The sequence below is a fragment of the Stenotrophomonas sp. PS02301 genome, from assembly GCF_029959485.1.
Taxonomy (GTDB): domain Bacteria; phylum Pseudomonadota; class Gammaproteobacteria; order Xanthomonadales; family Xanthomonadaceae; genus Stenotrophomonas; species Stenotrophomonas maltophilia_Z.
The window spans coordinates 54,042-74,835 of the sequence record NZ_JASCOO010000004.1; the positions used below are offsets into that span (position 1 = coordinate 54,042).

21 protein-coding genes are annotated in these 20,794 nt (G+C 66.2%); 5 read left to right on the forward strand and 16 right to left on the reverse strand.

Annotation, left to right across the window (positions count from 1 at the left end; all coding sequences use genetic code 11):
- Positions 1-45 precede the first annotated feature (45 nt).
- Entirely contained in the window at positions 46-918 is an 873-nt protein-coding gene (locus QMX81_RS02055; protein WP_282257942.1) for a TolB-like protein, read from the forward strand.
- A gap of 65 nt (positions 919-983) precedes the next feature.
- Here the strand turns inward: QMX81_RS02055 and QMX81_RS02060 are convergent, their stop codons facing one another.
- The 4 genes from QMX81_RS02060 to QMX81_RS02075 form a co-directional block, all read right to left on the reverse strand.
- Positions 984-1,253 (reverse strand): SHOCT domain-containing protein, encoded by a 270-nt coding sequence (locus QMX81_RS02060; protein ID WP_259262007.1) that lies wholly within the window; start codon positions 1,251-1,253, stop codon positions 984-986.
- Positions 1,254-1,287: 34 nt separating this feature from the next.
- Entirely contained in the window at positions 1,288-2,277 is a 990-nt protein-coding gene (gene hemB / locus QMX81_RS02065; RefSeq protein ID WP_282257949.1) for a porphobilinogen synthase, read from the reverse strand.
- A 27-nt stretch (positions 2,278-2,304) separates the two neighbouring features.
- Positions 2,305-3,222, reverse strand: a complete 918-nt coding sequence (locus tag QMX81_RS02070) for a bestrophin family protein (RefSeq protein ID WP_152152156.1) — start codon at positions 3,220-3,222, stop codon at positions 2,305-2,307.
- Positions 3,223-3,345: 123 nt separating this feature from the next.
- Positions 3,346-3,594, reverse strand: a complete 249-nt coding sequence (locus QMX81_RS02075) for a hypothetical protein (protein ID WP_019185442.1) — start codon at positions 3,592-3,594, stop codon at positions 3,346-3,348.
- Positions 3,595-3,775: 181 nt separating this feature from the next.
- Here QMX81_RS02075 and QMX81_RS02080 point away from each other — a divergent pair, with 181 nt between their 5' ends.
- The gene (locus QMX81_RS02080; protein WP_019185443.1) at positions 3,776-4,234 is read left to right on the forward strand and encodes a hypothetical protein; all 459 of its coding nucleotides are present in this window, start codon (positions 3,776-3,778) and stop codon (positions 4,232-4,234) included.
- Between the two features lie 83 nt (positions 4,235-4,317).
- Here the strand turns inward: QMX81_RS02080 and QMX81_RS02085 are convergent, their stop codons facing one another.
- The 6 genes from QMX81_RS02085 to QMX81_RS02110 all read right to left on the reverse strand — a co-directional run bounded on the left by QMX81_RS02085 (position 4,318) and on the right by QMX81_RS02110 (position 11,969).
- A complete protein-coding gene (locus QMX81_RS02085) occupies positions 4,318-6,129 on the reverse strand; it encodes a DUF885 domain-containing protein (RefSeq protein WP_193222774.1) in 1,812 nt (603 codons plus the stop codon).
- Positions 6,130-6,197: 68 nt separating this feature from the next.
- On the reverse strand, positions 6,198-6,785 hold the full coding sequence (locus QMX81_RS02090; RefSeq protein ID WP_147433887.1) for a hypothetical protein: 588 nt from the start codon (positions 6,783-6,785) through the stop codon (positions 6,198-6,200).
- Between the two features lie 133 nt (positions 6,786-6,918).
- Positions 6,919-8,193 carry a M12 family metallo-peptidase gene (locus tag QMX81_RS02095; RefSeq protein WP_152152152.1) on the reverse strand — a complete coding sequence of 425 codons (1,275 nt, stop codon included), beginning with the start codon at positions 8,191-8,193 and terminating at the stop codon, positions 6,919-6,921.
- Positions 8,194-8,340: 147 nt separating this feature from the next.
- Positions 8,341-8,841 (reverse strand): cytochrome c oxidase assembly factor Coa1 family protein, encoded by a 501-nt coding sequence (locus QMX81_RS02100; protein WP_121040796.1) that lies wholly within the window; start codon positions 8,839-8,841, stop codon positions 8,341-8,343.
- A gap of 39 nt (positions 8,842-8,880) precedes the next feature.
- Positions 8,881-11,109 (reverse strand): S9 family peptidase, encoded by a 2,229-nt coding sequence (locus QMX81_RS02105; RefSeq protein WP_152152150.1) that lies wholly within the window; start codon positions 11,107-11,109, stop codon positions 8,881-8,883.
- Positions 11,110-11,279: 170 nt separating this feature from the next.
- Complete coding sequence (locus tag QMX81_RS02110; protein WP_121040800.1) at positions 11,280-11,969, reverse strand: glutathione binding-like protein; 690 nt, start codon at positions 11,967-11,969, stop codon at positions 11,280-11,282.
- Positions 11,970-12,075: 106 nt separating this feature from the next.
- Here QMX81_RS02110 and QMX81_RS02115 point away from each other — a divergent pair, with 106 nt between their 5' ends.
- The 3 genes from QMX81_RS02115 (at position 12,076) to QMX81_RS02125 (ending at position 14,756) form a co-directional block, all read left to right on the forward strand.
- Positions 12,076-12,687, forward strand: coding sequence for a TIGR00645 family protein (locus tag QMX81_RS02115; protein ID WP_121040802.1), 612 nt, complete (start codon positions 12,076-12,078; stop codon positions 12,685-12,687).
- Between the two features lie 187 nt (positions 12,688-12,874).
- Positions 12,875-13,870, forward strand: coding sequence for an energy transducer TonB (locus QMX81_RS02120; protein ID WP_152152148.1), 996 nt, complete (start codon positions 12,875-12,877; stop codon positions 13,868-13,870).
- Between the two features lie 190 nt (positions 13,871-14,060).
- Complete coding sequence (locus tag QMX81_RS02125; protein ID WP_282257966.1) at positions 14,061-14,756, forward strand: transposase; 696 nt, start codon at positions 14,061-14,063, stop codon at positions 14,754-14,756.
- 120 nt (positions 14,757-14,876) lie between these two features.
- Here QMX81_RS02125 and QMX81_RS02130 read toward each other — a convergent pair whose 3' ends face one another.
- The 6 genes from QMX81_RS02130 to QMX81_RS02155 all read right to left on the reverse strand — a co-directional run bounded on the left by QMX81_RS02130 (position 14,877) and on the right by QMX81_RS02155 (position 20,768).
- On the reverse strand, positions 14,877-16,061 hold the full coding sequence (locus tag QMX81_RS02130) for an ABC transporter permease (protein WP_121040808.1): 1,185 nt from the start codon (positions 16,059-16,061) through the stop codon (positions 14,877-14,879).
- Positions 16,058-16,804, reverse strand: a complete 747-nt coding sequence (locus tag QMX81_RS02135) for an ATP-binding cassette domain-containing protein (RefSeq protein ID WP_121040810.1) — start codon at positions 16,802-16,804, stop codon at positions 16,058-16,060. Before QMX81_RS02135 ends, QMX81_RS02130 begins: the two co-directional genes overlap by 4 nt.
- A 34-nt stretch (positions 16,805-16,838) precedes the next feature.
- Positions 16,839-18,347: an alpha/beta hydrolase gene (locus tag QMX81_RS02140; RefSeq protein ID WP_121040812.1), complete on the reverse strand. Its 1,509-nt coding sequence runs from the start codon at positions 18,345-18,347 to the stop codon at positions 16,839-16,841.
- A 131-nt stretch (positions 18,348-18,478) separates the two neighbouring features.
- On the reverse strand, positions 18,479-19,648 hold the full coding sequence (locus tag QMX81_RS02145) for a GGDEF domain-containing protein (RefSeq protein ID WP_152152142.1): 1,170 nt from the start codon (positions 19,646-19,648) through the stop codon (positions 18,479-18,481).
- Between the two features lie 108 nt (positions 19,649-19,756).
- Positions 19,757-20,383 carry a response regulator transcription factor gene (locus QMX81_RS02150; protein WP_282257983.1) on the reverse strand — a complete coding sequence of 209 codons (627 nt, stop codon included), beginning with the start codon at positions 20,381-20,383 and terminating at the stop codon, positions 19,757-19,759.
- A gap of 139 nt (positions 20,384-20,522) precedes the next feature.
- Complete coding sequence (locus QMX81_RS02155; RefSeq protein WP_282257985.1) at positions 20,523-20,768, reverse strand: hypothetical protein; 246 nt, start codon at positions 20,766-20,768, stop codon at positions 20,523-20,525.
- Positions 20,769-20,794: the final 26 nt, after the last annotated feature.

Consider the following 20,794-nt stretch of genomic DNA (forward strand, 5'->3'; position numbering starts at 1 on the left):
CTGCTCCGGGCCTAGAATGGAACGCAAACCCCAACGGACGCGATGATGCGCATTCCATTGTCTCTGCTCGCGCTGAGCGCCAGTTTACTCTGCACACCCGCCGCGATGGCGCTTTCCGAATTCGGCATCGAGGGCATGGGCGTGGTCTCGACCAAGGCCAACGAAGCCCAGGCCACGATCGCGCCGGACGGCCAGCGCATCGTGTGGGCCAGCGACCGCGCCGGGGCCAGCGGCGGCTGGGACCTGTGGCAGGCGGTGCTGCGCGAAGGGCGCTGGCAGGACCCTGCCCCGCTCGCGCTCAACAGCGCCGACGACGAACGCGACCCGTACTTCAGCCACGATGGCCAGTGGCTGTACTTCGCCTCCAACCGCCGCGGCGGCCAGGGCGGGTTCGATCTGTACCGTGCCCCGGTGGCCACCGATGGCACCTTCGGGACCGTGCAGGCCCTGCCGGCGCTCAACACCCGCACCGATGAACGTGCCCCCGCGCTGCGTCCGGATGGACGCACGCTGCTGTTCTCGCGCAATGGCACAGCCACCCAGGGCGGCTTCGATCTGTATCTGGCGCCCGTGCAGGGCGAGGGATTTGGCACGGCGCAGGCCCTGCCGGCCCCGCTCAATACGGCCGCCGACGAACTCGGGGCCGCCTGGCTGGACAATGCGGGCGCGCTGGCCTTCACCCGCGCAAGCCGGGGGCATTCGCAGGTCCTGCTGGCGAGCTGCGATCACCGCCAGGCGGCGGTGCCGCTGACGCTGTCGTTCAATACCGCCGACGGCCAGACCGGCGCGCCGGTGGTGGACGCGTCCAAGCCTTCGGAGATGGTCCTGGCTGGCATGGCACGCGCACCGCGTGCCGGCGGGCTGGATCTGTACCGGATCAAGGCGCCGTCAGCGCCGCGAGGTACCGGCTGCGGTTGACACTGCGGTCGCCGAAAGGCCGCCACGCGTGGCGTGGCGCTACCCGTGATCGTGCTGGCCGAGCGCTAGTGCGCCTGCAGCAGCTGCGCACGCAGCTGCTCGTACTGCGCTTCGCTGATCTCGCCGTGATCCTTGCGCTGGTTCAATGCCGCCAGCTGCGCCTGCAAGGCGGGCGACAGCTGCGCCTCACGGGCAATGCGCGCGGCGGCGGAGGGTTGCTCCGGTGCCTGCCGCGCGGCGCGGCGCACACCGCGGATCACCAGCCCGATGACCACGGCAAAGGCCAGCACGCCGGCCGTCCAGGTCACCCACTGTAGCCATCCCATCGTCTGCATCATCGTCGTCCTGTATCGGGGTGGGCGCGTATTGTCAGCGTTCGCGCAGCCAACGCGCCACCTGCGGGGCGAAATAGGTCAACACGCCATCGGCGCCGGCGCGCTTGAAGCCGATCAGCGATTCCATCACGCAGGCCCGCTCGTCCAGCCAGCCATTGGCGAAGGCGGCCTTCATCATCGCGTACTCGCCACTGACCTGATAGGCGAAGGTCGGCACGCCGAACTGCTGCTTCACCCGGCGCACCAGGTCCAGGTAGGGCATGCCCGGCTTGACCATCACCATGTCCGCGCCCTCTTCCAGGTCCAGCGCGATCTCACGCATGGCCTCGTCGCCGTTGGCCGGGTCCATCTGGTAGGTCTTCTTGTCCGCCTTGCCGAGGCCGGTGGAGCTGCCGACCGCGTCGCGGAACGGACCGTAGAACGCCGAGGCGTACTTGGCCGAGTAGGCCATGATCCGCACGTTGACGTGGCCGGCGGCATCCAGCGCACGGCGGATCGCACCGATGCGGCCATCCATCATGTCCGACGGCGAAATGATGTCCACGCCGGCTTCGGCGTGCGACAGCGACTGCTTGACCAGCGCCTCCACCGTGATGTCGTTGAGCACGTAACCCTTGTCATCGATGATGCCGTCCTGGCCATGCGTGGTGTACGGATCCAGCGCGACATCGGTCATCACGCCCAGATCGGGGAAGCGCGACTTCAACGCGCGGATGGCGCGCTGTGCCAGACCGTTCTCATCCCACGCCGCGGCGGCATCGAGCGACTTGCCGGCCGGATCGATCACCGGGAACAGGTCGATCACCGGGATGCCCAGTTCCAGCGCTTCTTCCGCCACTTTCAACAGCTCGTCGATCGACAGCCGCTCCACGCCGGGCATCGAAGCCACCGGCGCGCGGCCGGCCAGCTCGTGCACGAACACCGGATAGATCAGGTCGTCGGTGGTCAGCGTGTTCTCGCGCATCAAACGACGCGAGAACTCGTCGTGACGCATGCGGCGGGGGCGATAGTCAGGATGTGCCATGAGAAGCTCCGGAACGGAAGGCAGGAATTACTGCAGCAGGTACTGCCGCGGTTGCAGGGGCTCGGGCAGCGGCTGGACGCCCAGGCTGTCGAGCAGATCGATTTCGATGGTGCGCACCATCGCGTCCAGCGGCAGGTCGTTGGATTCCAGCCCGAACGGCTCTTCCATCTCCTCGCCGAGCTGGTCCAGGCCGAAGAACGCATACGCCAGCACGGCCGAGACCACCGGCGTTGCCCAACCCAGCGAACTGGCCAGGCCGAAGGGCAGCAGCACGCAGAACAGCCACGCGCACCGGTGCAGCAGCAGCGTGTAGGCGAACGGCAGCGGCGTGGTCAGGATGCGCTCGCAACCGGCCTGGATGCTGGACAGCGCATGCAGGCGTGTTTCGAACTGCGTGTAGAGGTACGAATCCAGCTGACCGGCGCGCAGCGCCTGGGCGAGATCGGCAGCGATCATCGCCAACAGTTGATCCGGTGCATTGAGGCGCTGGCCGAACCGCGCGCGATCGGCCTCGGGTACCCACGGCAGCGCCGCCAGCGCCATGTCGCGGCCACGCAGGCGGGCCGCCAGCGCATGCGCGAAACCGATGCACAGCCGGCACACGCGATCACGCAGCGCCGTATCGTCGACCAGCAGCGCCTGGCACAGGCGGGCCAGGCTGCGTGATTCATAAATCAGCTGGCCCCATAGCTTGCGGCCTTCCCACCAGCGCTCGAAGCAGGCGTTGTTGCGGAAGCTGAGGAAGATCGACAGCACCAGGCCCAGCAGGGTGAACGGTGCCACCGACACGCGCTCGATGCCCGGCGGGTGCCACAGCTCGGCCAGGGCCGCGACCGCGACCGACAGCAATAGGATCGCCACGACCTTCGGAGCCACCGCCGGAACGATGGAGCCGCGCAGGATGTAGAGCAGTTGCCAGCCGTGGGGACGAGGACGAATGATCATCGGTGCAGGGAGAGCGCCCGGACGGGCGTGGACCGCCGGCAGAGCCGGATGCGGCAGCCGGTCATTCTACGCCGATGGTACCGGGCGGCCGTGAGCTGCGACGGTCGGTCGCACCCGGACGGCTCAGATGATGCCGCCACCCAGCCCGAGCCGGACGATCCCCACCACCACCACGATGCCGTTGAGCACCAGCCCGGTCCAGGCCCGGCCGCGCTTGCTGGCGTGGGTGAACAGGATGCCGATGGCGGCGATCACCGCACCCACCGCGGCAAACGGGATCAGGAACCAGTTGCCCCAGCCCAATAGCGGGATCAGGGCCACAATCATCCAGAGCAGCGCGACGATGCCCCACAACAGACTGATCAATCCCATGCCCGGCTCCTTGAGGTGAATGCGTGGCCCACCATAGCGGTTCCCGGCGCAGGCGCAAGCGGCAGCGAGACGCCGTTGGCGGGGGCCTCACCGGGGCGGTGCTAGGGTGCATTGGCAGGGGTTGGGACCGATTCAGTCGCCAGCACCGATCATCCCAGCCATGACACACAGGGGTAACGCCATGAACATCCGATGCGCTGCATTGCTGGGCCTGGCGCTGCTCAGCGCCGGCTGCGCCAGCACCTCCAAGGTCATGCTCGGCCAGGCGCGTGCCCCGGTCGATCCGGCCACGGTGCAGATTTATTCCACGCCGCCGGCAGGGTCACAGGAAATCGCCCAGCTCGAATCGGCCAGTGCGGTCGGTTTCGGCACACAGGGCCAGACCGATGCCGCGGTCATGCGGCTCAAGCGTGAGGCCGCCGCCCTCGGTGCCAACGGCGTGATCCTGATGGGCGTGGGCTCCAGCGGCTCGCCAGTCGGCATGTCCGTCGGTGCGGGCAGCTACGGCTCGCACGTGGGCGGTGGTGTGGGCATCGGCATCCCGACCACGCAGAAGCGCGCGGCCGGTGTGGCCATCTGGGTCCCGAATCCGCCGCCGGCGCCGCGCCTGCCGACGCAGACGATCACGCCGCAGCGGTAACGAAGGCCGCGGTAGACCACGACCGTTGGTCGTGGCTGCTGGGATAGCGCACCGACCAACGGTCGGTGCCTACCGCAAACGCGTCAGCGCTTGGCCGCGCTTTTGTACTTCGGCACGAAGACGTCATTGACGGCCTTGGCCAGCTGGTCCGGCGGCAGCAGGCCCTGGTCGAGCAGGAAGTTGTTGAACGCCAGCCGGTCGAAGCGATCGCCCAGCGCCAGCTCGGTCTGCATGCGCAGCTCAAGAATCCGGGTGTAGCCGTAGAAGTAGCTGCCGGCCTGGCCGGGCATGCGCACCATGTAGCGGTCCAGCTCCTGCGTGGCCATCGCCTTGGACAGGCCGACCTCATCGATCAGCACGCGCTCGGCGTTGGCCCGGTCGATCTGACCCAGGTTGAGCATCGGGTCCAGCATCGCGCGTGCGGCCCGCAGCAGGCGGAACTGCAGCGCGATCAGCTGACCGTCCAGCGGCTCGTACGGCACCATCTCCGCTTCGGCATACAGCGCCCAGCCTTCCACGTTGACCGAATTGAAGGCGAACATCGTGCGGGCCAGCGAGATGCCGCGCTCGACCATCGCGGTGAACTGCAGTTCGTGGCCCGGGCGGCCTTCATGCGCGCTCAGCGTCCAGGCGGCCGAGCCGAAGTTGAAATCGTCGTACTGCGCGGCCTTGTCGCCAGCGGCCGGGTTGCCCAGCGGCAACACGAAGGTGCCCTGCTGCCCGGTATTGCCGACCAGCGGCGCCGGCAGGAAATGCGGTGCCGGCGAGGCGGCGCTTTCGGCAGCCGAGCCCAGGCGCATCTGCATCGGGCGCTGCGGCACATCGACGATCTTTTCCTTGCGGATGATCGGGTCGATCGCATCGATCACGCCGCGGTAGTGGTGCTCGAGCTGATCGTCGGGAATCTTGTCGCCCTTGAGCGCACGTACCACGGCCACCGGGTCGGTGCTGTCGGTGACCTTCAGGCCCTTGGCCTGCACTACCAGCGGTGCCAGCTGGCGCATCGCCGAGCGGGTTTCCATGAATTCCAGCTGGGCCCGCTGCATCAGCAGCGCCGGGGCGATGTCGATGCCCACGCGCTTGAGCTGGTACGCATACAGCGGCTCGGGCAGACGCGCATCGGTGCGGGCCTTGGGCAGCACCTCGCGGCGGGTCCAATCGCGGTACTCGCGCAGCTGGCTGGCGATGGTCTGCAGCGCCTGCTCGGCGCCGGCCACCTTGTACTTGCCGAACAGCTGCTCGATGCCGGTGATGTAGGTGTCCACATTGGCCAGCGACTGCTCCACTTCGATCTTAGTCGGCTGCAGCAGGGTCTTGTCGCCCAGGCGCTCTTCATAGCGCTGGCGCGACAGCGTGGTCACCGGCTGCGTGCCCGGGGCAAGCCCGGCGTAGGCCTTCAGGCGATCCAGCGCCTTGGCCCGGCGCTCGGTGGGCACCTGGTCGGACAGCAGCAGGTTGAGGCCGCTGAACACCGTCTGCGGGGTGTCGCTCCACGGCAGCAGGTACTTCTCGTTGAGTTCGCTGCCTTCGATGTTCTGGTTGGCAGCGGCGATCATGATCGCCAGGTCCTGGCGGACGTTGGGATCGCGTTCGGTGGCGAGCTTGGCCTGCAGTTCACCGCGGGCCTTGGTCATCGCCGCGCGGTAGCGAGCACCGTTGTCGGGGCCGAAATCGGCCACCTTGTCGTCATAGCCGGGTACGCCGAAGAAGCCGGTCTCTTCCGGCTGGAACGGGCCCTGCGCATCGAGCAGGATCTGCGCCAGCGTGTTGCTGCGGGTGACCCAGGCCGGCGAGGCGGCGGGCTTGGCGGCAGCCGGGGCGGCCAAGGCCGGCGGGGCCGACAACGCGGCGGGAACGGTCAGGGCCAACGCGACAGCGAAGACAAGCGGCTTCATGCAGGAACTCCAGGGCAGGATGCCTGCGACCCTACGCACTTGGCGGGCCGGGGGCAATTGGCCGGAGGTCATGCCCCGCCGGGAGGCTGGCCGGCGGTGTCGAGAATGAACGGGTCGACAGGATATGGGTCGCGCACCGTGGGTGCCTCATTGGGAACCCGACGCAGATCGATGCGCAACAGTAGATCCCCAAATAGCTGATACAGCACGTGGCCCCGTGAAAAACTGGACATGAAGTCGCCGTTGCCCAGTTCGGTGATGTCCACGGTGCTCGGTATTCCCCCAGGCCCGCGCACCCCGATGATCGTTCCTGTCCAAAGTCGCCGCGATGTGGACGAGCGCTGGACAACATGTGTGCTGCCTTCCGCCACATACAGACGAACATCCTCCGGCTCGGTGGCGATGAGGGACGTACGTTCGATAACGAGCACCTCGTCGAACAGATCGACCTGGATCCGATCGGAGGCCAGTGCGGTCCGGTCCACCTTGACCCTCCGTGCCCAGTCGTACATTCCGGTGGAGTAGCGCTTGCGCGCCTCCGGCCCGGGGCCCCATCCATCGGCGGGCACCTCGATGAACGGTACCGCCGCCCACGTCGTCGACGCCAGCAACACACCACAAAGCGCGATCAACCAACCACACAGGATGCGTTTCACGTCTCCACCTCGCTTGGAGCATTGCCGGACATTGCCCGACCCGGCTTTCCACGTTTCAACGCTGGCATGATGAATGGAATTTCACTAGCTAACGCTAGGCACATTGCGTAGTTCTCTCGCCTGTAGGCAATGATCAAGGGTCTGGATAGAAGGCCGCAATCGTGGCACGCGTCTCGTTCAGCACGCGAACGTTGTGATGTTGCCGCGCCGTTCCGGCGGGTAGTCCATTGTGACTTCCGCTTGGCGAAGACCATCGATTGATGCGACCGCATTCGCGGTCGCTGCAATCGTAAGCCATCACTGTCCGCCAACGATCAGGCGTGTTCAGCGGCGCCTGATAGCCGTGGCCATATTCGAATTTCGGAGGATGGACGGAGGCATGCGCCAGGTCATGATCGGCGCCAAGCAAGTGGCCAATTTCATGAGCAAGGCTGTTCTTCTCGTCTGCAAGGCAGTTCCGCTCCACCACCGCAAACGCCGTCTCCTTCGTTGCCAGCAAGCGCTGTGCCTGGCCGCAAACAGTAGGTGCGTCGTCTGTATCGACGATCATCAAGATGAGATCCGCTTTCTCCATCTGCCGCATTCTATGGACGAGCCAGAGCGGCCCTTCGATGCCTAACGCTAGATCGTCCAGCGCCTGCAACACGGTCGATTCGGCATATCCGGGGAGCGCATTTCCCGCCCGCTGCAGGTCAACGAGAACTCCGCTCTCTCGAAATCCTTCATTTGCATGTGCGACAGCTCTTTGCATCATGCTAAAGATCTGCTCTCTCCCATCCGCCAGTGATTTGTTCCCATAGCCGAAGGCGACCCGGATAGTGGATCGCTCATCGGACTGAGTGACTTGGTCGAGAATGAGCGGATCCACTGGATATGGGTCGCGCACCGTGGGTGCCTCGTTCGGCAGCCTCCGCAGATCACTGCGCACCAACAGGTTCCCGAACAGTTGGTAACGAAGATGACCTCGGGTGAAGCTCGTCATCAACTCGCCATTTTCCATTTCGATGACGTGGACAATCTGGGGCATGCCCCCTGCACCACGCCCACCGACCACTTCACCCACCCACAGGTGCCGCGACGACGTGGCTTCACGATGGACTTCCCGTCCCGTTCCGATGGCCTGATAGAGCGGTGTAATGTCCGTCTCACTATTGGCAGCGCGCATACGGTTGACGACGAGAATGCCGTCAAACAGATCGACCTGAAGCTGGTCAGCCGCCAGCGCAGCACGGTGCACCTCTACCCGCCGGGCCCAGTCGAAAATGCCCTTGGAGTAGCGCTTGCGCGCCTCCGGTCCAGGGTCCCATCCGTCGGCGGGCACCTCGATGAACGGTACCGCCGCCCAGGTCGTCGGCGCCAGCAACACGCCACACACCGCGATCAACCAACCACACAGGATGCGTTTCACGTCTCCACCTCGCCTGCAGCGTTGCCCGACCGGGCAGGTGCATCGAGGCTAACGGCAGCAGGTGCGCGGAACGCCGCGCGGCATCACGGTATCAACGAAACCATCCGTCATCTCGGATTCGAAAGGCTGACGCTTCCAAGCCACCCCTCAAAGACGGAGCGACGGTGGGCACTCGCCCTTGGCCCGGCACTCGGCCAGCGCGCAGCGCTCGGCGGCCTCGGCATCATCCAGCGCGGTCAGATCGATGGCGTCGTTGGCATCGGTGACCACATACAGCATCGGGTAGTCCCAGTGCACGCCACTGCGCTTGGCATTGAGGAACAGGCGGCCCTTCCCTTGTGGACCGCTCACCCCGATCACGAACTGGCTCTGGCCATTGGAATGCATCGAGCCGGCCGGCAGGTAGCCATCGCGCAGGGGCTCACCCAGCGCTTCGACCAGCTCGACGTTGCAGCGCGCGCGGCGCATGGCCTCCTGGTAGGGCGTGCTGGATTTGCTCCAGTACGCCCACTGGGACAGCGCGAACCACACCGCGCCCGCTGCCGCCGCCATGCCGACCACCACCGCCACTGGCATGGCCCAGCGCCAGTGGCGTCGCCACCAGCCGGTGGACACGGTGGTACCAGGAAGTGCGGGCGGCAATGTCATCGGCAAACTCCTTGTCAGGCCGGTGGCAGGAACGGCGGATCAGGGCGCCAAGCAGCGCCCCAGGAAATCCTCGGCCAGGCGGTAGCGGTGCAGCGCATTGCTGCCCGACAGGCCGTGCTTGGCACCGGGATAGGTCATCAGTTCAAACGGCTGGCCGCGCTTCTGCAACGCGCTCATCAACACGGTGGAGTTGGTGAACAGCACGTTGTCATCGGCCATGCCGTGGATCAGCAGCAGGCGCGAGCGCAGGCCGTCGATATGCGCCAGCACGCGCGCTTCTTCATAGCCCTTGGGATTGTTGCCCGGCAGGTTCATGTAGCGCTCGGTGTAGTGGGTGTCGTACAGGCCCCAATCGGTCACCGGTGCACCGGCCACGCCGCAGGCGTAGCTGTCGGAGGCCTTGGCCAGGAGCATCAGGGTCATGTAACCGCCGTTGGACCAGCCCTGCACGCCGATGCGCGCCGGATCGACCCAAGCCTGCTGCTTCAGCCAGGCCACGCCGCGCAGCTGGTCGGCCACTTCCACCGTGCCCTGCACGCCGTACAGCGCACCGCCGAAATCACGGCCGCGACGCGGGGTGCCGCGGTTGTCCAGCGAGAACACCACGTAGCCCTGCTGGGCCAGGTACTGGTTGAACAGGTGATCGCCACGGCCGGGCCAGCTGTTGGTGACCGTCTGCGAGGCCGGGCCGCCGTAGACATACACCACCACCGGGTAGCGCTTGGCCGGATCGAAACCGGTCGGCTTGATCAGGCTGTAGTGCAGCTCGGTCTTGCCGTCGGCGGCGGTCAGGGTGCCGAACTCGACCGGGCGCTGCGCATCGAGATAGTGCGCGTAGGGATGTGCCGGGTCTTCAAGATTGTTCTCGACCAGGGTGGCGATCTTCTCGCCGTTGGCACGGTGCAGCGCGATCTGCGGCGGCGTGGTGGTGTTGGACCAGCTGTCCACGTAGACGCTGGCGTTGCGCGCGAAGCTGGCGGTATGCATGCCCGGGGTCTGCGACAGGCGCTGCGGCGCGCCACCCTGCAGCGACACGGCGTACAGCTGGCTGTCGCGCGGGCTGTCCACGCCGGCGCGGAAGTAGACCTTGCCGGCGTCTTCGTCCACGGCCAGCAGTTCGTCCACCGGCCAGTTGCCGGCGGTCAGCGCGGTGACGGTCTTGCCGTCATCGGAGATGCGGTACAGGTGCTCGAAACCACTGCGCTCGGACGACCACACAAAACCGCCCTGCTTGAGGAAGCGCAGGCTGTTGTGCAGCGGTACCCAGGTCGGCGACGTTTCGGTCACCAGGGTGCGCTGCTGGCCGCTGGCCAGTTCGGTCTGCACCAGTTCGAGCGTCTTCTGATCGCGCGACTGGCGCTGGAAGGTCAGGTGCTTCGGGTCGCGCCAATCGACGCGGGCCAGATAGATGTCGGGGTTGCGGCCGAGGTCGATCCAGCGCGGCGGGGCGTTGCGGCGCGGGGCGATCACCGCCAGTTTGACGGTGACGTTGTGGTCGCCGGCGGCCGGGTAGCGCTGCTCGATCATCTCGGTGCGGTCGGCATACATCTCGTAGCGCTTCTGCACCGGCACCGGGGACTCATCGATGCGGGCGAAGGCGATGGCCGAGTCATCCGGCGCCCACCAGTAGCCGGTGTGGCGATCCATTTCCTCATCGGCGACGAACTCGGCCACGCCATTGCCGATGGTGTCGCTGCCATCGCGGGTGAGCTGGAGCTGCTGGCCGCTCGCCAGGTCGATCACCCACAGGTTGCGGGCGCGCACGAAGCTGACGAAGCCGCCCTTGGGCGAGAGCTTGGCATCGGTAGCGAAGCCTTCGCCGTGGGTGAGCTGGCGCACCGCGGCCTTGCCCTGCTTGCTCAGGTCGTACAGGTACAGCTCGCCGCCGAGCGGGAACAGCAGGGTGCGGGCGTCCGGCGACCACTGGTAATCGACGATGCCGGTCATCGCGGCGATGCGCTGGCGCTCGCGGCGCGCCTTTTCAGCGTCGCTCAGGGTTTCCGTGCCGGGCAGCACCACCTTGGAATCGACCAGCAGATGGGTCTGGCCGCTGGCGATGTCGTACGCCCACAGGTCCAGCTGGTTGCGGTCCGCATCCTTGCCGCGCAGGAAGCTGACCTGCGAGCCATCCGGGGCCACCTTGGGTTTCATCAGGGTCGGGCCGGACAACGGCAGCGGGCCGGTGATGGCATCCAGGGTCAGTTTTTCAGCGTGGGCGATCGAGGTCGAGGCGAGCATCAGGGCGAGCGAAGCAAACAGGTGGCGCATGGAGGGTTCCGGGAGCGTCTGGGCAGTCCCCGGCCAGGAAAACGGCACGGGGAACGCTTCATCCTAACCAAAACCGCTCCGATCGTGCCGGGGATGGCGGGTATCCTGCCGCGCCAAGCGTGCCGGAAAGCCGGCCAGCGGCCGGCATGACCGGGCAGGCGACCAATGCGTCAGCGTTGGCCGAACAGGTGCTTGCGCTCTTCCTCGCTGAGCGGCTTGCCGGCCTGCGGGTTCACCTGCTCGCGCAGGGCATACGCGCGCTGGGTGGCCGGTCGGGCGGCGATCGCGTCATGCCAGCGCTTGAGGTTCGGGAAGGCGTCAAAGTCCACCGGAAGCGTGTCGTAGGCCCCGATCCACGGATAGCTGGCCATATCGGCGATGCTGTAGTCATCGCCGCCGAGGTAGGCACTCTGCGCCAGGCGCTTGTCCATCACCCCGTGCAGGCGACGCACTTCGTTGTTGTAGCGCTCGATCGCATAGGGAATCTTTTCGGGCGCGTAGACGTTGAAATGGCCCATCTGCCCGCTCATCGGGCCGAGCCCGGCCATCTGCCAGAACAGCCATTCCAGTACCGCCACGCGGCCGCGGGTGTCGGCCGGCAGGAAGCGGCCGGTCTTCTCGGCCAGGTACAGCAGGATCGCGCCGGACTCGAACACGCTTTGCGGGGCGTCGCCGTCGGTGGGCGGGTGGTCGACCAGCGCCGGCATCTTGTTGTTGGGTGAGATCGCCAGGAAGGCAGGCGTGAACTGGTCCCCGGCGCCGATGTTCACCGGCTGGATCCGGTACGGCAGCCCGGTTTCCTCCAGCATCAGCGTGACTTTGTGGCCATTGGGGGTAGGCCAGTAGTACAGATCGATCATGGCGAGGGCTCGCGAAGAGAGAATCCCGAGTCTAGTCCGTCACTCGGCTTGGCAGGGTCAAGCCGGACCGTTACGCTGCGCCGTCCCCGCAACGCAGCATTCCAGCATGAGCTCGACCTCGAAATCCCCGAACGCCCTGTCCACCCTCATCTTCGCCTCGCGCTGGCTGCAGGTGCCCCTGTACCTCGGCCTGATCCTGGCCCAGGGCGTCTATGTGTTCCTGTTCGGCAAGGAACTGTGGCACCTGCTGCACCAGGCAAACCAGATGGGCGAGCAGGAAATCATGCTGCTGGTGCTGGGCCTGATCGACGTGGTGATGATCTCCAACCTGCTGGTGATGGTGATCGTCGGGGGTTATGAAACCTTCGTGTCGCGTCTGCGCCTGGAAGGTCATCCGGACCAGCCGGAGTGGCTGAGCCACGTCAACGCCAGCGTGTTGAAGGTAAAGCTGGCGCTGTCGATCATCGGCATCTCCTCGATCCACCTGCTCAAGACCTTCATTGGTGCCGGCAACCTGGGCGCCCTGCCCGCCTGCAACAGCGAGGCGTACCTGAAGGCCGTCGCCGCCGTGGGCGATGTCATCAAGTGCTCCACGATGACCTCCGACGGTGTGATGTGGCAGACCATCATCCATGGCGCCTTCATCCTCTCGGCGATCGGCATCGCCTACACCGACAAGCTGATGAGCGGCACGCCAAGCAAGGCACTGTCTCACTGAGGCTTGCACGGCAGCGGCGGCATCGGTGAGGATGCCCCCTGCCCTGGACGCCTGGCCCCCGGGCCGGGCGGGGTGATGCTAGATTGCACACCTGCGGGTCCGCCGTGGACGTCGGGAAACGTCCATGGCCTTCGGTCGGCCTGACCGCATCAGGCTCTACGTATCGTCGTCTTCAAAGGGGAGTTGGATGTCGCACGTCAAGACTCATGGCCCGGCGCGGCTGTTCGCGCCGATGATCCTGCTGGTGGCCCTGTCCGCCTGCTCGGGCAAGGACGAGACCGTACCGGCGACGCCGGCGGCCCCTGTGGCCCCCACTGCTGCCCCGGCCGCACCGGCGGTGTCGGCCAAGGTCCAGTCGATGGGCACCGAGGAACTGCGCGAGCTGGCCAGCAAGGCGCTGCGCGAGAACCGCATGTACGCCCCGGCCGGCGACAATGCCATCGAGTATTACCTGGCGCTGCGCGACAAGACGCCGGATGACGCCTCGGTCAAGAGCGCACTGACCGATCTGCTGCCCTACACCCTGATCGCCGCCGAGCAGAACCTGGGCCGCGAGGACTTCGCCGAGACCCAGCGGCTGGTCGCGCTGATCGAAAAAGTGGACCCGACCGCCCCGGCGTTGCCGCGCCTGAAGCAGGGCATCAGCGGCAGCATGCAGACCGCCCTCAAGCGCACCCAGGAAGAGACCGACAAGGTCAAGAAGGACGCCGAGACCCGCGCCAAGCAGCTGGTGGAACAGCAGAAGCTGGCCCAGCAGCAGACCACCGAAGCCGAGGCCGCACGGCAGATCGCCGCGCAGCAGGAAGCCGCGCGCCGTGATACGCAGGATGCCGAGCGCCAGGCCACCGCCCGTCGCGAGGCCGAACAGCGCCAGCAGCAGGCGGCCGCCCAGCAGGCGGCGGCGACCCGCCAGGCCGCCGCCGCACCCAGCCTGCGCCCAGTCAGCACGCCCGCCCCGCGCTACCCGGCCGACGCCCTGCGCTCGGGCACCTCCGGCGAAGTACTGGTCGAACTCACGGTCGGCACCGACGGCTCGGTGACCGCCGCTCGCGTGCTGCGCGCCACCCCGGCCCGCGTGTTCGATCGCGAAGCGCTCAATGCGGTCAAGCGCTGGAAGTTCGAACCGGTCGGTGCACCGGTCACGACGCGCCGTACGCTTGCCTTCGCGCCTGAAGGCGGCTGATCGCGGCGTCACGTTGGATGACGAAAGGCCCGGGGCGATCCGGGCCTTTTCTTTAACGGGGACGGGGGTGGTTAATAACGGGGACGGAGGTAGTTAAGCGCGCTTCTCTTACAGCTGCGTGCACCACAGGCCTAGCTCTTTTCCCTGCGTGGGTCTGCAAGGTAACGGTTCGCCATCAACGTTGCCGACCATGCCCCGTTCCGCTCGCTTGGTTCTCCCCGGCATTCCGCTTCACGTCATACAACGTGGGGTCAATCGCGCTGCACTGTTCATCGACGATGAAGACCGGTGTCACTACCTGCGCCTGTTGCGCAATGCCTGCCGCAAGCAGGCGGTTGCCATTCACGCTTTCGTGCTGATGGGCAACCACGTCCATCTTCTGATCACACCGTCTACAGCGGAGGGGCTGGCCCCGGCCATGCGGCAGTGTGGGCAGAACTATGTGCAGTACTTCAACAAGCGACATGTGCGGAGCGGTACGTTGCTGGAGGGCCGGTTCAAATCCTGCCTGGTGGATTCCGATGGTTACCTGTTGATGGTGCATCGATACATCGAGCTGAATCCGGTACGGGCCGCGATGGTGGCGTTTCCAGAGGAATATCGATGGTCCAGCGTTCGGGTGTACCTCGGCCTTGAGCACAACCCGATGCTGACACCACATCCCTGTTACACCCTCCTGGGCCCGACGCCGGAAGCGCGTGCGAATGCATACAGCGAATGGCTGCGGGCCAGCATTCAACCAGACGAACGAGAGCGGATCGTGATCTACGTCGCGCAGGAGCGCGCGTTGGGCAGCCCGCGCTTCCAAGACATGGTGGGACGGGCATTGCAGAGGTCCGTGGTCTGCAGGCCTGCGGGAAGACCGGTCAAGGAGACGGGCGACTAGCAGACTATCGGTCAGCGTCCTCGTACCACCTGACACCCCCGAATTAACTACCTCCGTCCCTGTTATTAATTACCTCCGTCCCCGTTGAGAAGAAGGGCTCCTTTCGGAGCCCTTCGTGGATCAACCCGAAATCGCCAACCGTTCCTGGTGGTAGCGGCGCACCGCGGCATACCAGAACAGGGCCGCCAGCCCGAAGCCCGCGCCGAGGTAGACCGCCCACATCTGCGGGCTGATCGCTTCGTGGCGGATGATCTTGAGCAGCATCTGGTTCTGCGCCAGGAACGGCACCGCGAACTGCCACAGCTCACTCTTGATCGGGTACACCATCAGCGCATACCCCGGCAGCATCGGCAGCAGCATCAGCCAGGTCATGTGGCTCTGGGCTTCTTTCATGCTTTTGGCGGCCGCCGAGAGGAAGGTCAGCAGCGACGTGCCGATGAACAGCATCGGCAGCATGATCAGCAGCATCTGCAGCATCGGCAGGAAGCCCATGTTGAGCTGCCGGCCTACCCCGCCGGAGGAGAGCTGCGCACTGATCTTGAAGGCCGCCAGGGTCAGCAACAGCGACGCCACACCGACCGCGCAGGCCGCAGCGATCTTGCCGCTGACGATCGCACTGCGCGGTGCCGGGGTGGCGAGCAGCGGCTCCAGCGATTGCCGCTCACGTTCGCCGGCCGTGGTGTCCATCACCAGGTAGGCGCCGCCCAGGAACGAGGTGATGGTCAGCAGGATCGGCAACAGCACTGACAGCATCATCCCGCGCTTGGCTTCGGCCGTGGCCAGATCCTGTGCGGCAACGTCCAGCGGGCGCGCTACCTGTGCATCGATACCGCGGGCCAGCAGGCGCAGCGCACCGACCTGCTGGCTGTAGCCGCCCAGTGCCGCCTCCAGGCGACTGCTGGGAATATCGGCGGCGCGGCGCGTACTGTCCTTGATGATCTCCACCAGCGCCGGGCGGCCGTCGGCCCAGTCCTTGCCGAAGTCCGGGCTGATGCGCAGCGCCACATCGATCCGCTGGCTGCGGATCGCCTCGGTGAGGTCTTTCGGTGCCTCGGTCGCATTCAGACCCTGCGACGCCAGGAAACGCACCAGATTGGGGGCATGCTCGCCGCCGATCATTGGAATTTCCAGCGGCTGCTCGATCTGCGTCTTCACCCGGCTTTCGGCCAGCTTGCTCATGCCCAGGATCAATACCGGGTACAGCAACGGCCCCAGCAGCAGCGTCAGCGCGAGCGTGCGGCGGTCACGGGAGAGATCGCGCAGTTCCTTGCGCATCACGGTCAACAGCGTGGCGAACGAACTCATGCGTGCAATCCTTCTTCTGTACCGATCGCCTTGACGAAGGCATCTTCCAGGTTGCTTTCCCCGGTCTGTGCGCGCAGCTCATCGGCGCTGCCGGCCGCCATCACCGTGCCCTGCGCGATGATCACCACGTGGTCGCACAGCGCAGCCACCTCCTGCATGATGTGGCTGGAGAAGATCACGCAGCGGCCTTCGTCGCGCAGTCCCCGCAGGAACCCGCGCAGCGCGCGCGTGGTCATCACGTCGAGCCCGTTGGTGGGCTCATCCAGGATTACGTTGCGCGGGTCGTGCACCAGCGCGCGGGCGATCGCGGTCTTGGTGCGCTGGCCCTGCGAGAAGCCTTCGGTCTGGCGGTCGAGGATGTCGTCCATCTCCAGCGCCGTGGCCAACACCTTGGTGCGCTCACGTATCCGCGCCGCGCTCAGGCCGTGCAGCTGGCCGAAGTAGGCGATGTTCTCGCGCGCGGTCAGGCGCTTGTACACCCCGCGCGCGTCCGGCAGGACCGCCAACTGACGACGCACCGCGACCGGGTCCACCGCTGCGTCGATGCCATCCACCAGCACGCGCCCCTGATCGGGCTTCATCAACGTGTACAGCATGCGCATGGTGGTGGTCTTGCCGGCACCATTGGGGCCGAGCAAGCCGGTGATGCGGCCATCATCGGCCTGGAAGCCCACGTTCTGGACGGCCTGGATCAGGCCGGTCTTGGTCTTGAACGCTTTATGCAGATTCTCGGCGACGATCATGCGCGCACCTCCCCGGTGCGGTACGAGGAACGGTTCATGGGGCCCATCCGTTGAACGAGGTGAACGCCGGCACCGGGCTGAGGGTATCCAGGCAGGTGGCGTCGAGCGACTTGGCGTCGGCCGTGTCGATGAACTGCCCGAGGATGCGCGGCATGCAGCCGGCGTTGATCGTGCCGTGGCCCTGCCCCTTGGCGAGCAGGTGACGGCCGTTGGGCAGCTGCTTGACCACCTGCTCGGCGTAGCGCGGCGGTGTGACCGGATCGAACTGGCCCGACAGCAGCAGCACCGGCAGCGTCGAGGCGAACGGCGCGGTGAAATCCTTTGGTCGCGAACCGGCGTTCCAGGCCGGGCACGCGGCGAAGAACATGCGCGCCACTTCCGGGCCCAGCACGCGGTCGCCCTGCGCGCCTTCCTGATAGCGATCGGCATCTTCGGCGCACAGCACCGACCACTGCATGCCTCGGTTCATCTGCACGCCGAGGGTGCGGCTGGCCATCTTGCTCAGCGACATCAGCGGTGCATATCGTCCTTGGGCAGCTTCATCCAGCATGACCGGCAGCAGCGAGGACAGCTCGGGCATGTACGAGAACATGAAGGCCAGGGCGGTGACCGAGTCGGCGGTCAGTACGCCATGCTCTGCCTGACCGGTGCCCGGGTTGCGGTACTCGACCTCGACCGGGGCCTTGGCCAGGGTCGCCATGACGTTGCGCAGCTGCGTGCGGGTATCCACCGGGAAGCGCTTGGCGCAGATCGGATCCTGGCGGCACTGCGCCGACTGCAGGCTGATCGCATCTTCGAAGGTGTTGGCGAAGTCACCGCCAACCACCAGATCGTTCGGCACCACACCGTCGATCACCACCGTGCGGGTGTGCTGCGGGTAGCGCGCGGCGTACTGCTGTGCCACGCGGGTGCCGTAGGAGCCACCGACCAGGTTGACCTTGTCCACGCCCAGCGCCTTGCGCACCGCATCCAGATCACCAACGGCCTCGGTGGTGGTGTAGAAGCGGGTGTCGGCGCGGCCGGTCAGCGACTGCGCGCACTGGCGGGCGTAGTCCTCGATCAGCGTGCTGCTCGGCGCCGCATTCTCGTCCAGCGGCAGTTCCTTGCCCTGTGCGTCCAGGCAGCTCAGCGGATTGGACTTGCCGGTACCGCGCTGATCGATCAGGAAGATGTCGCGCTGCTTGCGCACGTCGCGCAGTGCCATGTTGACCGGTGCGGCAACCTCCGTCGCGGCCTGGCCCGGGCCACCGGCGACGAAGAAGACGGGGTCGCCGTTGCCCGCGCCATCGTTGCCGGCGCCCAGCCAGGCGATGTTCAAGCCGATCCTGCGACCGTCCGGTGCCGCCGGGTTCTCCGGCACCTGCAGCGTGGTGCATTGGGCTTCGACATTCGCGCTGGCCTGTGCGCTGGTCAGGGTGCAGGGCTGGAATGCGAGCGTCCCGTAGAGGCGCTCCGCCGCTTTGGGCGTCGCCTCCGGGGCAGCCTGGCAGGCAGCCAGCAGCAGGACTGCTGCGCTGGCCAGGGGACGGCAGGGAAGTCGCATGGTCGATCTCGTCCTGGAGTGAAGGGTCTCAGCATGCCATGACGACCGGGCGGCGCGGATGTGACCACACGCGTTGAGGCCGCCGTTGCGCCCGGTGCACGAAGATCTTCCTGTGGACCCGCCGAGCGGCGTCAGTCCACCAGGATCGCCGCTGCGCTGATGGTGCGGTCGCGGCCCTCGGCTTTGGCACGGTACAACGCGGTATCGGCGTCGCCGAGCAGGCGTGCGATGTCGTCACGGCCCGCATCGATGGCGAGGCCGATGCTGGCCGTGACCGGCACCAGCAGGCTCTCCACGCGGGCCGGTGATTCGCGCAGCGAACGCCGGATCCGATCCGCACACTGCAGTGCCTGCGCGGCATCGGCTCCGGGCAACACCACAACAAACTCCTCACCGCCATAGCGCCCGAGCAGGTGCTCGCGGTCGGCCACGCAGCCGGCCAGCACGTCGGCCACATGCCGTAGCACCGCATCGCCGGCCAGATGCCCCCAGCGGTCGTTGATCTGCTTGAAGTGGTCCACGTCCAGCAGCAGCAGGGCCAGCGGTCGCGGCGTGCGGCGCACCACCTGCAACAGGTTCGCGCCATCAGCGAGCACGGCACCGCGGTTGAGCAGGCCGGTCAATACGTCGGTGCGCGCCAGCCGCTGCAGATCGACCAGCATCCGTTCCACCAGCAGCAGCACCAGGGCGAAACAACGCGCCAGCTCCAGAATCAGGCCGGCCAGATACGTGGCGAATACCGGCGAACCGGCGCGCATGATGTCCTCGCCCGCATCCGGCGCCACCGGCAGGAACAGGCGTACCAGGTACAACAGGGCCTGCGCGGCGAACACCGCCGCTGCCAGCCGGCAGCTGGTGCGCTGGGCAGGCGGCGCGTGGCGCAGCAGCAACCACGCCATCCAGGCGTTGAGCAGCACCGCGAATACACTGAACACATTCAGCCGGATGACCAGGCTGGGATGGACCACCAGGAAAAAGGCGATGGCGCCGAGATACGTGGTGGCCAATGCCAGCGGCTGCCACCCGGGCAGCCGGCGGCCCAGATGGCGCGCCACGCCATACAGCATGAGGACACCGGACAGCGCGACGGCGACATTGCCGACGAGGATGCCCGCAACCTGCGGCAGATGGGGCCGCAGCGCCACCAGCGTCAGGCTGACCGAGAGCATCCACAGGCTGGCCGTCCACAGCCGCAGTGCCGGTTGCCGCCGCAGTACCAGCAGCAGCAGTGAAAAGCCCATGGCGATGCCCAGGCACAGCAGGAAGCCGAGCACGGCGATGGTGGGGAAATCCAGGGGCATCGGGTCAGCCAGGCGGAAGCGGCGCGCGGCGCATCTTACCGCCCGCCGCGGGGTGACGCTGCCCGCCGCGCTGCCGGCCCGATCAGCACGGCAGCCATCCGATGCCTATCATCCTACGAATCGCTGGCCCGTCAGGTACCTGTGCAGTTCCACGTCCCCGCTCAGGCCCAGCTTGCGCATGGCATTGAGCTTTTGCTGGCTTATCGTCGCCACGCTGCGACCTTGCCATCGTGCGATCTCGCTCACGGTTCGCCCGTCTGCCATCAAGCGCAGCACCTCCAGTTCGCGCACGGACAGACTGGGACCAACCAAGGAAGAATGAACCCCCAGCCCAAGCAGGCCGAGTCTAAGATTGCGCGAGGTATACCGCTTTCCGAGATGTGCCATCGACACAGCCATCGGCAATTCATCGAAATCTGCCGCCTTGTCGACCAGTCCAAGCACGCTGCAGGCGAGAGCAACCTGCAGGATATTGGGGTGGGTTGTGACCGAAAAGAGCACGACAGGCAGCGCTCGGTGCCCCTGCCTGATGCACGAGAGCATGGTCAATCCATCCGGGTCGGGTCCGACGGGCATGCTGAGATCGGTCACCAGAACATCGCAAAGAACCGACTGGAGCAGCGCTGTCACTTCAGCGGGAGAACTGGCCTCTGCCACCACCTCAGCCACGCCTTCGCGATGCAGCATGGCGCGAATGCCGGCCCGAACCACGGGATGGTCGTCGGCGATGATCACGCGTATTGCCTTGGTAACCGCCATCTGCCGCCCTGAAATCGTCGTCACGCCTTACAGCGAGATCCACACCGGAGGTGTTGCCGGCAACGAAGGTGGGAAGGGGCTCCCCGCCCCTCCCCTGAGTGCAACAACACAGACCTCAGTGCTGCCATCCCCAAAAACGCTCGTCCGTGTCGCGGCTGGGAAGCCCCGCGCCGCGCTCGGACAGGGTGCGCAGCAAGCGCGTCTGGATATCAAGGATGTCCACCTCGCATTGCCGGCATATCAAATGCTCGTCGCCGCAGATCATCTTCAATGAAAACCAGTACACCCCGTACTCTTCGACCACCGCACTGACCCCCCGCAGCCGCATGGGATCAATCAGCCAGCCATCGCAGTTGATCATGGTGTCTCCTTTGCTCACGGTCACAG

Coding starts and splice junctions, on each gene's coding strand:
- hemB (WP_282257949.1), bottom strand. CDS start 2,277: ATGGCACATCCTGACTATCGCCCCCGCCGCATGCGTCACGACGAGTTC.
- QMX81_RS02145 (WP_152152142.1), bottom strand. CDS start 19,648: ATGCCCCTGGATTTCCCCACCATCGCCGTGCTCGGCTTCCTGCTGTGC.
- QMX81_RS02135 (WP_121040810.1), bottom strand. CDS start 16,804: ATGATCGTCGCCGAGAATCTGCATAAAGCGTTCAAGACCAAGACCGGC.
- QMX81_RS02055 (WP_282257942.1), top strand. CDS start 46: ATGCGCATTCCATTGTCTCTGCTCGCGCTGAGCGCCAGTTTACTCTGC.
- QMX81_RS02100 (WP_121040796.1), bottom strand. CDS start 8,841: ATGACATTGCCGCCCGCACTTCCTGGTACCACCGTGTCCACCGGCTGG.
- QMX81_RS02075 (WP_019185442.1), bottom strand. CDS start 3,594: ATGGGATTGATCAGTCTGTTGTGGGGCATCGTCGCGCTGCTCTGGATG.
- QMX81_RS02125 (WP_282257966.1), top strand. CDS start 14,061: ATGCCCCGTTCCGCTCGCTTGGTTCTCCCCGGCATTCCGCTTCACGTC.
- QMX81_RS02140 (WP_121040812.1), bottom strand. CDS start 18,347: ATGCGACTTCCCTGCCGTCCCCTGGCCAGCGCAGCAGTCCTGCTGCTG.
- QMX81_RS02070 (WP_152152156.1), bottom strand. CDS start 3,222: ATGATCATTCGTCCTCGTCCCCACGGCTGGCAACTGCTCTACATCCTG.
- QMX81_RS02085 (WP_193222774.1), bottom strand. CDS start 6,129: ATGAAGCCGCTTGTCTTCGCTGTCGCGTTGGCCCTGACCGTTCCCGCC.
- QMX81_RS02120 (WP_152152148.1), top strand. CDS start 12,875: ATGTCGCACGTCAAGACTCATGGCCCGGCGCGGCTGTTCGCGCCGATG.
- QMX81_RS02105 (WP_152152150.1), bottom strand. CDS start 11,109: ATGCGCCACCTGTTTGCTTCGCTCGCCCTGATGCTCGCCTCGACCTCG.
- QMX81_RS02130 (WP_121040808.1), bottom strand. CDS start 16,061: ATGAGTTCGTTCGCCACGCTGTTGACCGTGATGCGCAAGGAACTGCGC.
- QMX81_RS02080 (WP_019185443.1), top strand. CDS start 3,776: ATGAACATCCGATGCGCTGCATTGCTGGGCCTGGCGCTGCTCAGCGCC.
- QMX81_RS02155 (WP_282257985.1), bottom strand. CDS start 20,768: ATGATCAACTGCGATGGCTGGCTGATTGATCCCATGCGGCTGCGGGGG.
- QMX81_RS02060 (WP_259262007.1), bottom strand. CDS start 1,253: ATGCAGACGATGGGATGGCTACAGTGGGTGACCTGGACGGCCGGCGTG.
- QMX81_RS02115 (WP_121040802.1), top strand. CDS start 12,076: ATGAGCTCGACCTCGAAATCCCCGAACGCCCTGTCCACCCTCATCTTC.
- QMX81_RS02110 (WP_121040800.1), bottom strand. CDS start 11,969: ATGATCGATCTGTACTACTGGCCTACCCCCAATGGCCACAAAGTCACG.